At 41.7% G+C, this 13,014-nt stretch carries 10 protein-coding genes; 6 read left to right on the forward strand and 4 right to left on the reverse strand.

All coding sequences use genetic code 11. From position 1 onward, the window contains the following. Window positions 1–145 precede the first annotated feature (145 nt). The 4 genes from F612_RS0107700 to F612_RS0107715 form a co-directional block, all read right to left on the reverse strand. Window positions 146–727 (reverse strand): class I SAM-dependent methyltransferase, encoded by a 582-nt coding sequence (locus F612_RS0107700; protein ID WP_019557184.1) that lies wholly within the window; start codon window positions 725–727, stop codon window positions 146–148. Between the two features lie 323 nt (window positions 728–1,050). Further along, window positions 1,051–1,299: a hypothetical protein gene (locus F612_RS0107705; RefSeq protein ID WP_019557185.1), complete on the reverse strand. Its 249-nt coding sequence runs from the start codon at window positions 1,297–1,299 to the stop codon at window positions 1,051–1,053. A gap of 45 nt (window positions 1,300–1,344) precedes the next feature. After that, on the reverse strand, window positions 1,345–2,061 hold the full coding sequence (locus F612_RS0107710; RefSeq protein WP_019557186.1) for a DUF4395 family protein: 717 nt from the start codon (window positions 2,059–2,061) through the stop codon (window positions 1,345–1,347). 114 nt (window positions 2,062–2,175) lie between these two features. Further along, entirely contained in the window at window positions 2,176–4,074 is a 1,899-nt protein-coding gene (locus tag F612_RS0107715; protein WP_019557187.1) for a 5'-nucleotidase C-terminal domain-containing protein, read from the reverse strand. Between the two features lie 233 nt (window positions 4,075–4,307). Here F612_RS0107715 and F612_RS0107720 point away from each other — a divergent pair, with 233 nt between their 5' ends. From F612_RS0107720 to F612_RS0107745, 6 genes are all read left to right on the forward strand, one after another. Next, the gene (locus tag F612_RS0107720; RefSeq protein WP_019557188.1) at window positions 4,308–6,719 is read left to right on the forward strand and encodes a sensor histidine kinase; all 2,412 of its coding nucleotides are present in this window, start codon (window positions 4,308–4,310) and stop codon (window positions 6,717–6,719) included. Between the two features lie 2 nt (window positions 6,720–6,721). Next, the gene (locus F612_RS12385; RefSeq protein ID WP_019557189.1) at window positions 6,722–7,345 is read left to right on the forward strand and encodes a response regulator transcription factor; all 624 of its coding nucleotides are present in this window, start codon (window positions 6,722–6,724) and stop codon (window positions 7,343–7,345) included. Between the two features lie 308 nt (window positions 7,346–7,653). Next, window positions 7,654–9,687, forward strand: a complete 2,034-nt coding sequence (gene rep, locus F612_RS0107730; RefSeq protein ID WP_019557190.1) for a DNA helicase Rep — start codon at window positions 7,654–7,656, stop codon at window positions 9,685–9,687. A 107-nt stretch (window positions 9,688–9,794) separates the two neighbouring features. Beyond that, window positions 9,795–11,012, forward strand: coding sequence for an iron-containing alcohol dehydrogenase (locus tag F612_RS0107735; RefSeq protein ID WP_019557191.1), 1,218 nt, complete (start codon window positions 9,795–9,797; stop codon window positions 11,010–11,012). A gap of 267 nt (window positions 11,013–11,279) precedes the next feature. Next, entirely contained in the window at window positions 11,280–12,116 is an 837-nt protein-coding gene (locus tag F612_RS12390) for an OmpA family protein (protein WP_019557192.1), read from the forward strand. A gap of 242 nt (window positions 12,117–12,358) precedes the next feature. Next, window positions 12,359–12,979 carry a transglutaminase-like cysteine peptidase gene (locus tag F612_RS0107745; RefSeq protein WP_019557193.1) on the forward strand — a complete coding sequence of 207 codons (621 nt, stop codon included), beginning with the start codon at window positions 12,359–12,361 and terminating at the stop codon, window positions 12,977–12,979. Window positions 12,980–13,014: the final 35 nt, after the last annotated feature.

Here is a 13,014-nt window from a genome sequence, read left to right on the forward strand (position 1 = left end):
TTCGTATTTTTGGTTTTTTCTGGTGGTCGTAAGCAATAGAACCAGAAAGCTGTACTCAAACATACAGTTCCTTTATTTTTTAATCCATAAAGAGTATATATCCTTGACCGAACAACCAATTTCCTAACAAGCAAGCCTGTTAGCTTTACTGCTTTACACAACGTGAAATCGTGTAATCCTTACCCTGTTTGACCTTGTCGTAGTTGCCAAAGACTTCCATAAAATTACGTTTCATGTATTGACGTAGTCCATTAATAGTGACAACAACAAACTGTCCACCTGGTTCAAGATGGGCATGCACATCGTGCAAGAGGATGCTTAACATCTCTTTACCCACCTTCGCCGGGATATTGGAGACAACCGTCGTAAACATCATCTCTTTTGGTACAGCGCTTAAGCCATTAGACAGGTAAGCTTTTGCATTGCTTAGGTTGTTGTTTTGGGCATTTTTATTGGCGTAATCTACCGCGACAAAATCTTTATCCACCATATGTACTTGGCCTTTGGGGGCATTCGCTGCAATCGCCAAACCGAGTGGACCATAACCACAACCGATATCTAAAGCGATCTCATCTTCTTTTATCTCGAGGTATTTTAAAAACAGATCGGTTCCTGAATCAATCTCACGCGGACTAAAGATACCCCAAGTGGTCGCAAGCTTTAAAGGCTTATTCATTAACACCGCTTCGATGAGCAGATCTTTTTTTAGTTCGTCAATTGTAGCCACTTTAATCGCTTCCTAGGGTCGGTTTGAATAGTGGTATTGTACAAGAGGTATGCTTAAGAGGTATCTCTAAGAAGTAAAAATTTATTGAACGCGAAAACAAAAAACAAATCCGCCTTCAATAAATCAACAAAAACAGGTTTTACTTCTCCTTTGCTAAACTTAACCGTTATGCAAACTCCAAAACCACTTCAATCTAACTGGGTTTGATACCCACTCTTAAAAGTAGGTAACGGCGCTAGCAGATTAGATTATGAAACGAGATAGTGTTCATAAGTTATTAACTAATGACCATCGCCACTTGTAATCGGTTCTAGCAAGTCAAGTTAACGCATAATCCCGAACAAAATCACCTCTTCTTTTAATTGATTTATATTTTGTACCATGTGCTTTGATTCAAACAAAAAACTATATGGTCTATTGACTCTATTCTGCGAATATCTATTAATACATGTTCTTGGTTGGTAAGCAAATAGCGTATTCATAGCTGGTAATTTAGATGTTTCAATGACCGGAATCTCTTTAGGTGTTATCACCTGAGAATCTTTTTTATCACTTTTAGTAACTCTATCCATAATACTCTCTCCATGTATCAAACCTAACGTCAACGTATTCAAGGCTCAATGCTTAATTATTTTTTTTTCAGCGATAGGATTCCAGTCGATATTATTGCAAGCAAAACACTCTTCTTTAACCAGGCCCACTTTCACCATAAGAGTATGAAGTTTACAACCTACGCAAATACCTAAAACAGCCTCTAACCACATAAAAAGAATGCAAACCCATACTAAACCCGGTATCCAACCGGGCATATAGTTTTCAGTGACAGGGAGTAACACACTCCCTAATAAAGTATTAACCCATGTGGCAAATGTGTCGGGATTGAAATATAAAATACAGGCGAGGATCATGAATGCACCCAACGTCCATGCAAACCGTTTTGGTAGCAATGGTCGCCAAATAGGTTGAGTATTTTTGGCTAAATAAGTGCTGATCAAAATGATGGGAGAAAATCGTGCGCTGAACACAAACATACCAGCCAACATTTCAAATAATCCGTACAACAGTACTATTGTTTGAGTCGAATACTCATATGTTCGCTTGACCGCTTCAACGGCATAGAGAGTACGTCCTTCGCTGTCCGTTTCATACTGGTCAACAATGGTGTTACCGGTGACAACCCAGTTTGAGGTATAAAGTACATCATAAAGTGTTAAACCGACAAACAAAGGGATCATTAATAGAATCCCAGCTCGAATTCGAACGGCCACTTCATTCACATAAAGAGTGCTTTCATTACCGTCTCGAAACCAGACATTTTTAAAAAAAGAGAACATAAACATTACCTTATTAACTTATGGTTCATATGAGTCAAGTTTATTGTTATAGAGCGTCGTTTACGCCCCTCAAACAAGAGGGCATTTAAAACAACTGCTTAACGTAACTTAACGTTAATAAGATTCAATTCCAGGATTATCTGAAACGCCTTTCAATATTGGCGTGTTAATCTTTTTCAATTTCATGTCAGATTTCTTTTCACGCAAATGATCTGCTACCACATCCCAAACAGGACGGCCATTACCCACTTCCTCTACTTGACCCCAGCCCGCTACAGAATATTTTTTGCCTGCAGACAACAAGGTCCCATCATCTAAACGCAGATTAGAAATTCTCCGCCCAAAAGAAGCATTCGGTTCACAGGTGTAATCCATACCCCCTACGCGCACCATGTCGCCGCCCGATTGAAGATAAGGGTCTTTTTGAAAAATATTTTCACAAACGCCTTCTAAAATATCTTTTATTTGCCCTCCTGTCAGGTCAGATTTATAAGTCTCTCCATAGGTCATGGAGGTTTCGTCCATCACTCGCTCCATAGTGATCATTTCACCCGCCAAAACAGAGGTTCCCCACCTCACACCAGCAGAAAATGCAATTTGGCTGCTGTGTTCTTCACGCAAGGAATTAACAATAATTTGATCCCAAGTACCCATAAAATTACCCCGTCGATACAGGGTATCTTCCGCAAGGGCTAACTCTTCACCTAAAATGCTTTCATAGGTTTTGCCTAAACGATCCTGATTAAACGCATACTCAGGATTGCGAGATTCGACAATGTTTTTATCATAAACCGTTTGACGCATGTTGTTTATGAAGCTCTCAACCTCTTTATCTGCCGAGAGAACATTGGCAAAAACAGGTAGTAACTGGTAGTTTATGCCACGCAATTTACCATTTTGAATGTCTAAATCCATACAGCCCACAAATTTACCATTCGACCCTGCATTGGTCACATGACAAATACCACCTTCTGGCGTTTTAACCGGTACTGTTTGCGGGACACCGTCATGAGTATGACCGCCAAAAACGGCGTCTATTCCACTGACTCTACTCGACATTTTGATGTCCACGTCCATGCCGTTATGCGAAATCATGACAATGGCAGCTACCTTCTCTTCTTCGCGAATCTTATCAACTGTTTCTTGTAAGGATTGTTCACGCAGTCCGAATGACCAATCTGGAAAGTTTGATTGTGGATTGGCATTGGCCGTACGAGGGAATGCCTGACCGACAACCGCAATGCGTTCACCATTAATGATCTTTACGGTATAAGGTTTAAACGGCAAAGCACGGTCTTCATCGTATAGACCAGCACCACCATAAACAGCAGCCATATCACTATATTCACCGCCAAATAAGGCGTCTTCTTTGATGCGAATATTTTGTGCAAGAAATTCGCCCTTAAATTTTTGTACATTGGCCAAAACCTCACGCTCTTTATAGGAGAATTCCCAATGACCTGTCATAACATCCACACCAATCAAATTAGAGGCTTCAACCATGTCCTGACCTCTTGTCCAGAGTGCGGTCGCCGAACCATGCCACAAATCACCGCCATCCATGGTTAAGGTATTCTGCTGACCACCAGCTTGTTCTCTAAGGGTATCTAATAGAGTTTTGATGTGTGCAAACCCTCCAACCTTGCCATACTGTTCTGCGGCGTCTTGAAAGTTTAGGTAGGTAAAGGCGTGCGCTAAAGGGGTATTCTGTTTAATGCCCATTTTCTTTAATGCTTTGTGTCCGACGAGGTGGGGCAATTTGCCGTAAGCAGGTCCAATACCTAAATTCACATTGGGCTCGCGAAAATAGATTGGTTTTAGTTGAGCATGAGTATCGGTGATGTGTAGCAGACGTACCTTGCCCTTCATTGGAACCTTATACAAGTCCATCGATAAAGGACTACTCTGGAGTTTGTTTCTCTGCTCTGAACTTGCATGACTCGTACCTGGTAACATGCCCGCAGCGGCAGCCATTGACATAACATGAAGAAATTCACGACGATTTAATGACATTTGATGATGCTCCTCTAAAATAAAAATGATTATTTCAATCTCGAGAATGACTATATTTTCTTTTGTTAAAAAAGAATATTAGGGGCATTACTAAAATAAATAGGGTAAACCCTAAGGGCTTATTCTAAGAATTCGTAATAAACTAAGAGCTCGTAAGAAGTTTATTATTTGTAATAAACTAAGCGACATAAGATAAAACACCACAAAATTTTACTTTTAATAGCGGGCGCTGAATGACGTTAACCTTAAATCTCCACATTAAATGTTCCGCTAAAATGTATGCACTTGCCTTTATGTTTATGTGCAGTTTAATCATCGCTTCAACACCTGTTCAAGCGGACAGCATATCTGTGGGCGTTTTGAATGAGCGAGTGGCCGATTCTGATATCCGTTTTTGGACATCCACCGTTAATTATCTCTCCAAACAAATACCCGAACATCAGTTCAATATAAAACCAATGGGCTACGAATGTCTTACCAATGCGATTAATAAGAATCAACTTCAATTTCTTATTACCTCACCCGCTCATTTAGTTGCCTTACAATCGAGCGGAGCACGATCTATTGCCACGCTACAAACTCAATCTCAAGGTCAAACACGAGACACTTTCGGAGCGGTTATGATCTCACTTGAACAAAGAATAGATCTGAATGACTTTTCCAATATAAAAGATCAGAGTATTATCGCTCGTACACCGTTTGAATTTGGCGGCTTTCAAATAATTAAAAGAGAACTACTCCTGTCTGGTGTGTCGATTGAAAACGACTTTTTAGAGCTCAGGTTTACCAATGGATCGCAAGAGAATATTGTTAACTCCATTCTTAATGAAGATGCAGATATTGGAATCATCAGGTCTGGACTATTAGAAAGAATGATTGAGGAAGGTACATTGCCAGCCCATAAAATCAAAGTCTTTCATAAAAAGAACACAAAAAATTACCCTCTACTACACAGCAGTTCACTCTACGCAGAATGGCAGTTTATTCGTTTAAATGAAACCGATATTGCGCTCGCAAGACAAGTTTCTATCGCGTTGAAAAACATGCCCAAAGCGATACTTTCATCCACATCCATGTCGATACAGCAGGAACACTATGAACCTCATTATGGTTGGACACATCCAACCGATTTAGCGACGGTTAGCGGTTTGTTAAGAGCCTTAAAGCTGCCGCCTTACGAACCTTCTATAAAAATAAGCTTTAATCGTTTAATTGACGAATACGGTTTAGTCATTGTGCTCATCGCTGTTTTATTCATCACATTAGCTTTATCGATTCTACGCTTCAGTCATATCAATAAAAAACTTCATCTGTCACAAAAAGAACTCGCCAAACACCGTGATAACCTTGAAGAAAAAGTTAAAAAACGTACCCAAGAACTTTCACAAGTTAATCAAGCATTAGAAGAGGATATTAAGGCAAGAGAGAGTGTTGAATTCACTTTACGTCGAAGTCGTTCAGTCTTACAAGGTTTCTACGAAATCTCAATGGCTTCAAACTACAGTCACAGTGACAAACTCGAGCAATTACTCTCACTAGCACGTATTCACTTCCAAATGAATTCAACGTTTCTCTATAAAGTGGATAACCCTCATAGACAGCTAGATACTCCATCCACATGGATCCTTCAATCGTTTGACGGCGATCCAAGTTATGAAAAAGAAGCGGTTCGCTGCATACAGACGAACTTGCTCAACCCCGTTTATGAGCAGATTCAAACCTATGAAAATAACCAGTGCAATAAACGACTGCACAGCTTAATGATCAAGGTCGATAATCAACCGCATAGAATGTTGGTGTTTATTGGTGACTTAATCAGTGAATCCAAATTTACCGATGTGGATCAAGAACTGTTGCAGCTCATGACACAATGGATTGGTTCCGCGATAGAACGACAAGCCATTGAACAAGAGAGCGAAATCTACCGTTCTCAGCTCGGCAAAGTCACGCGCCTATTTACCGTTGGGGGGATGGCTTCTGGACTTGCTCATGAAATCAATCAACCCTTAACAGCTGCTGTAAATTACATAAGCGGCTGTTTACGCCGTTTAAAAGAGGATAAACCCGCGCAGATTGAAGTCGGATTAACTCGCTCCTTAGAAAGTTTAAATCGAGCGACAGACATCATTCGCCATTTAAGAGAGTTCGTACAAACAGGCGTACCTCGAACGGAAAAATTTGATTTGGTCACCTCAATCAATCAAGTATTAGACTTGCTTAGCTCTGAAGCCCGCCAAAACCAAACTCTCTTAAACCTTCGTACGATACAAACTTCGATAAATGTCACGGGGGATCCCGTTCAAATTGAACAGGTCATATTAAATTTAGTGCGTAATGCCATTGAAGCTTCGGCGACAAAAGGCCACGTGAATATCTCTTTAGACGTTCTTGAATCAAAAGTTCAAATTACTGTTCGAGATATCGGTTCCGGAATCCAAGATGAAGAGATGGAAGCTATTTTCAATGCTTTTCACTCCTCCAAACCTCAAGGCATGGGATTGGGCCTGGCTATCTGTCGCAGTATTGTTGAAGCGCATAGCAGTCATCTAAAAGTACAAAACAATGACTTAGGATGTCAGTTTATGTTTAAGTTACCCTTAGCCCAGAATGATTTTAATGAAATGCACGCGCGAGAAATAAGATAATTATGGAAATTTGTGTCTACGTTGTTGATGACGATCAGCAGGTTCGAGAATCGTTACAGTGGTTACTGGATTCAGTGAACATCACCACGCAGCTTTTTAAAAGTGGACAGGCTTTTTTAGATACCTTCTCAGCGGGTCTGCCGGGTTGCGTCATATTAGATGTTCGTATGCCTGATATAAATGGGATGGATTTACACCGATTAATTAAGAAAGTAGACCAACATTTCCCTGTGATTATCGTTACCGGACATGCCGATGTGCCCATGGCCTTAAGAGCAATGAAAGAGGGTGCTTTCGATTTTATTGAAAAGCCCTATAACGATCAACATTTACTTGAACGCATTCAAGTCGCCATCCAACAACATAGTGCCGCACAAAAAGAGCAAAAAAAACATAAGACACTCACGACCTTATTCAGCCAATTATCCAAACGTGAAAAACAAGTTTTAGACGGTGTTTTACAGGGTAAGTCCAATAATTCCATTGCTGAAATGCTTTATATCAGCGTAAAAACAATTGAAGTTCATCGTGCAAATCTTATGTCGAAGCTGAATGTAAAAACGGTTTCTGAACTTGTTAGGCTAGCGATTGAAGCGGATCACGATCGAATCACTCCACCACAATAGATAGTTGAGCCATGCCAAGGCCATTCTAACGGTTAAATAAAACAACCAGACCTGGTAGTTTATCTAGCTAATCGATTTAAAAAACGCCCGTGCCGCTTGGGTAACCTACATTTCACTGAAAATAAGATCGGATTAATATTTAAATTAGGAACTTCACTGGTTATCTAGGACTGGCCGAAGTAAAATTGGCAGTCTTCATGGTTGCGTAAAATAGTGAAAGTATTAATTTTAAATATCTGACCGTTTCTCGTCTTGTGCCTTATTTAATTCACCCCCCAATTTGAACACTGGTAGAACCCACAAAACCTATGCATAGCTTAAACGAAAGACAGCGCCAAGCCGTATTACACATAGAGACCCCCGCCCTGGTTTTAGCCGGTGCAGGCTCAGGTAAAACGCGTGTAATCACAGAGAAAATTGCCTATTTAATCCGTAAGTGTGATGTCAAAGCGCACAATATTTACGCACTGACCTTTACCAACAAATCGGCAAAAGAGATGAAAGAGCGTGTCACTAAGTTATTGAAAGATGAAAACACCAAGGGACTGAATGTCTCGACCTTTCATAACTTAGGACTGAATATCATTCGTCAAGAATATAAAGCGTTGGGCTATAAATCAACTTTTTCAATTATGGATGCGACGGACAGTGGGCAAATTCTCAAAGAGTTAATGCTAAAACAAACCGTGGATCCCGAAGTCTTAGATGGCGTGCAGTGGGATATTTCCAGCTGGAAGAATGACAGAGTCTCCCCTCAACAAGCTTTAGAGCAGGCCGAAGATGCGGCCGGCCAAGCACGTGCAATTTTATACGCAGCATACCAGAAACAGTTACGCGCTTATAACTCGGTGGATTTTGATGATTTGATTGGTCTACCCGTTAAGTTGTTCTCTGAGAACCCAGAAGCGCTCGAACGTTGGCAAAACAAAGTGCGTTATTTGTTAGTCGATGAGTATCAAGACACCAATGCTTCACAATATGCTTTGGTGAAATATCTGGTGGGGATTCAAGCACGCTTTACTGTGGTAGGTGACGATGACCAATCCATCTACGCTTGGCGTGGCGCTCAGCCGGAAAACTTGGCGTTATTGCAGACTGATTTCCCCGCGTTAAAATTAATTAAACTGGAGCAGAATTATCGTTCAAGTAACCGTATTTTGCAGTCGGCCAACCAACTCATCTCGAATAACCCACATCTTTTTGAAAAGAAACTGTGGAGTGAGATGGGCATGGGTGACCCACTGCGGGTAATCGCTTGCGCCAATGAGAACCAAGAGGCCGAACGTGTGGTTTCGGAAATTATTGTTCACAAATTTAAGACGCGCTGTAAAAACAGTGATTATGCGATTCTCTATCGCGGGAACCACCAATCACGATTAATTGAACGCGCGTTACGTGAACAGAATATTCAGTATGTGATTTCCGGTGGAAAGTCCTTTTTTGACCACGCCGAAATCAAAGATGTCATGAGTTATCTGCGTTTGATTGTCAATCCAGACGATGATGCCGCTTTCCTACGGATCGTGAATACCCCACGTCGTGAAATCGGAGCTTCTACTCTGGAAAAACTGGCCACCTATGCAACCGGGCGAGATATCAGCCTATTTGACGCCAGCCAAGAGTTTGGATTAACCACCATTTTATCTGAGAAAGCCCTTAAACGTGTGCAACACTTTGGTCAACAGTTGCTCGGTTGGGCACAAAAAGCGGACACAGCCGAAGGCGAAGAAGTTACCTCATTTGTACGTCAATTGATTGAAAATATCGAATATGACAACTGGATTCATGAAAATTCCAGTACCCCTAAAGCCGCCGAAAAACGCATCAATAACATCCGCGAACTCACCACATGGATTGAACGTATTATCAATAAAGCCAAAGAAGAAGATGGTGAAGATAAACGTTTAGAAACCATTGTCACGCACATGATGTTAATGGACATGATGGAACGTAACGAATCTGAAAAAGATCATGACATGGTCAGTTTAATGACACTGCATGCCTCTAAAGGATTGGAGTTTCCGCATGTGTTTTTGATTGGCATGGAAGAGGAGATGCTACCTCATAAACAGAATATGGAATCTCCAGGCCTTGAAGAGGAGCGTCGCCTGGCTTATGTCGGTATCACGCGTGCGCAACGTACCATGACGATGACTTACGCCACCAAACGCCGTAAATATGGAGAAGATATGACTTGTGATCCGAGCCGTTTCCTTGAAGAGTTACCAGCAGAGTGTTTAAAGTGGGAAGGCAAACCGGGGGTTGTTATCAGTAAAGAGGAACAAATGGATACAGGTAATGCACATCTTGCCAACTTGAAGTCTTTCCTTAAAAAAGACTAAACTGTTCTTTAAAGCCCTTTGCACCGCCACTGGGCCTTGCACTGTTTTAAAGCCGTTAAATCAGCATGAATACCACCGCATCCACCCTTCAGCCTACGGAGTCGTCAATGTCCTCAACCTTATCAGCCGTCATATCACCCTTTCAATTTGCGCCTATGCCCCATCTTTATTTTGGTTGGGGGATACGCCAACAGTTGCTAGAGGAGTTATCCACACGTTATTCAGGCAAGGTGGTTCTGATCACTGGAAAAACCCTCTGTGCACCAGGTCATTTCGGTGAGCTCTTATTGACCCAACTGCAAAGCCACACGATCCAGGTACAGCATTTTGTGGTCTCGGGTGAGCCCTCACCGTCATTAGTCGACCAAATTGTTAAACAGTGTCCAATCGAAACCCAAGTGGTGATTGGTCTAGGGGGTGGCAGCGTGCTTGATGCCGCAAAAGCGGTCGCTGGATTGATCCCAAGCCAAACCTCTGTCATGGATTATTTAGAGGGGGTTGGGTTAGGCAAACCGTTTCACGTGAAAACCTGCCCTTTTATCGCCATACCGACGACAGCCGGTACCGGCAGTGAAACCACTAAAAATGCCGTGTTATCCAATATAGGTCAGTATAAAAAATCGTTTCGCGATGATGCATTACTCGCCAAGCAGGCCTGGTTAGACCCTGAACTATTAGTCAGCTGTTCTAAAGAGGTACTCTATGCAACCGGCATGGATGCTTTTACTCAATTATTGGAATCCTACACGACCTTAAAATCCAACCCCATCACCGATGCCTTGGCCTGGCAAGGCATGAAGCTTTTTAAAGATGCTTTTGAGTTGATCGACAGTCCTGATAAGACCTTGCAACAACAGGGCTATAGCAATCTAATGTTAGCTGCATCATTATCAGGTACAACGCTTGCCAATGCTGGACTCGGCGCAGTTCACGGTTTAGCCGGGCCAATCGGCGCATTTTTTGAAGCGCCACATGGCCTTGTCTGCGCTAAGTTATTGGCCCCGATTACCCAGTCCAACATTGAAGCACTGCAAGCCGAGAAAACAACCACCTCACAACAGACCCTAGTAAAATATGTTTTGATAGCCCAACTATTCGATCCAAGCTTAAATGAACAGCAAGCCTTACCAGGCCTGGTCAAAATTTTAAATCATTTCTCGCAAAAATATACCCCGCAGGGCTTGGCGCAATATGGCTTAACGGAAGATAACCTGGATGTCATTCTGGAGAACTGCCGTAGTGGCAGTATGCTGGGAAATCCTGTCGTTTTAGAGGATGCAGAACTGCTTAAGGCATTAAAGCTAGCGTTACCTAGTTGTAGATAAATAGCTGTTCGGATAGCCATTCAAAGTGATATCAGCCATACGGCCAAAACAGACAACATCTTTCAGCGAGAATGCATGCCCTCTTATTTTTCTACTATTATTTACGTCAAAAGCAGTATCATAGTATAAAATAACTCTCAAGAAATGAGGGCTTAAGAATATATGCTTTTGCCTAAGCCGTGACTTCTGGTCGAGGCTCAATAACGAATAACACACTTAGATCTTCACTTAGCGACCTAATCACATAACGAACGACAGAGACTTCTTATGAAAAAATTTCAAAAAACCTTAATCACAAGTATCTTAGTGATGGGTTCAATGGCCTCCTTACCCGTCACAGCAAAAGAAGAAGCGAAGACACAAAGTACAGCCAACTATGCAGCAGAAAGCCTGATCAGCCTCGATGCAAACATTGTGGATACACTTTATAAGGACTTAGACCAAGATAACGTTCAAGATAAACTTGATCACTGTCCTAATACCTTGATCGGCGTTTCCGTAGATAAGTTTGGTTGTGAACTGGACACCGATCAAGATGGTGTGTTTGATCGTCTTGACCAATGTCCAGACAGCTTAGCCGGCACTCCAGTCAATGTATTTGGCTGCGAAGGTGATGCCGATGGTGATTATATATTAGACAGTAAGGATGCCTGCCCTAACACCCCTGAAGGGGCAACGGTTAATGAGCAAGGCTGTGTGCCAAAATCGATTGTCATTTCCAATATTGTCTTCAACAGTGCTCAACACGAAATTCGTTCAGATCAGACAGGCATCCTGCTCAAGGATGCGGCCCCTCTAGGTGACTTAAAAACAGGTGAAGTGATCTTGATCACAGGTCACACTGACGCACAAGGTGACGCAGAAATGAACAAACGGCTCTCCTGGCGCCGTGCGAACAGCGCCAAAAACTTCATTGTCACTGAATTCGACATCAATCCTGATCGAATCTATATTTCAGGAAAAGGTGAAATGGAACCGGTTGCAGATAATACAACGGTATTAGGGCGTCAAGAAAATAGACGTATCCAATTTAAAATCACTCCACAGACAGAATTACCAAAATCAGTCTCTTTAACTTTACCTAAAGAGATGAAATTAAGATAAATAACCCACAGAAATTGACGAAAATTCTCTATTGAGTCAAAAGCGTTCAAACCTCCAGAGAGGGGGATGGAACAATAAAACCCACGTTAAGTGGGTTTTTTTATGCCATTTAGACTAAAACAGCCTTTAAATCATGGACTATTTACATTAGCCTCACTTTGAGTATTGCCTTTACAATTAACCCCCGATAAACTGTTCGCATGATTTCACGGTATGGCTTAAATACAGTTAGCATATTTCTGATGACACTTTTTGGTTTAGCCTGGGTGACCGCAGCTGAGACCCCACGTATTGTCTCAGCAAAAGAGATACAACAGGCAACAGAAACTTATGGCATGTTGGCAGGAAAGCGTTTAAAGGCATGGCAAACGCTCGTGGATGAAAACATCCACCAACCAGAAGCTATTCAGCTTAAAAATGTTAATGATTTCTTTAATGAAGTCCGCTATGTCACTGATATCGACCACTGGAATCAAAAAGATTACTGGGCGACTCCCATAGAATTGTTGGCAACCGATGGTGGCGATTGTGAAGATTATACGATCGCCAAATACTTTACTCTAAAAGCATTAGGGGTCTCGCAAAAGAAACTGTATTTAACCTACGTTAAAGCCATCCGTCTGAATCAGGCGCACATGGTACTCACTTATTTCGAAAAACCTAGATCCATCCCATTGGTGTTAGACAATATTAACAAGAAAATTTTTCCGGCCACTCAACGTAAAGATCTGGTGCCGATCTACAGTTTTAACGGTGATGGTCTCTGGCTTGCCAAAGAGCGTGGTAAAGGAAAACCGGTTTCGGGTGGCACAAAAAAACTCACCGCCTGGAATAAACTCTTAAAAAGGTTAAAACCTTTATGACCTTGCAGGATACAAATCGATATATTGTTAGTTTC

It is taken from the genome of Thiomicrorhabdus arctica DSM 13458, assembly GCF_000381085.1.
Taxonomy (GTDB): Bacteria; Pseudomonadota; Gammaproteobacteria; order Thiomicrospirales; family Thiomicrospiraceae; genus Thiomicrorhabdus; species Thiomicrorhabdus arctica.

Coding starts and splice junctions, on each gene's coding strand:
- F612_RS0107720 (WP_019557188.1), top strand. CDS start 4,308: ATGACGTTAACCTTAAATCTCCACATTAAATGTTCCGCTAAAATGTAT.
- F612_RS0107735 (WP_019557191.1), top strand. CDS start 9,795: ATGTCCTCAACCTTATCAGCCGTCATATCACCCTTTCAATTTGCGCCT.
- F612_RS12385 (WP_019557189.1), top strand. CDS start 6,722: ATGGAAATTTGTGTCTACGTTGTTGATGACGATCAGCAGGTTCGAGAA.
- F612_RS0107745 (WP_019557193.1), top strand. CDS start 12,359: ATGACACTTTTTGGTTTAGCCTGGGTGACCGCAGCTGAGACCCCACGT.
- F612_RS0107715 (WP_019557187.1), bottom strand. CDS start 4,074: ATGTCATTAAATCGTCGTGAATTTCTTCATGTTATGTCAATGGCTGCC.
- F612_RS0107710 (WP_019557186.1), bottom strand. CDS start 2,061: ATGTTCTCTTTTTTTAAAAATGTCTGGTTTCGAGACGGTAATGAAAGC.
- rep (WP_019557190.1), top strand. CDS start 7,654: ATGCATAGCTTAAACGAAAGACAGCGCCAAGCCGTATTACACATAGAG.
- F612_RS0107705 (WP_019557185.1), bottom strand. CDS start 1,299: ATGGATAGAGTTACTAAAAGTGATAAAAAAGATTCTCAGGTGATAACA.
- F612_RS12390 (WP_019557192.1), top strand. CDS start 11,280: ATGAAAAAATTTCAAAAAACCTTAATCACAAGTATCTTAGTGATGGGT.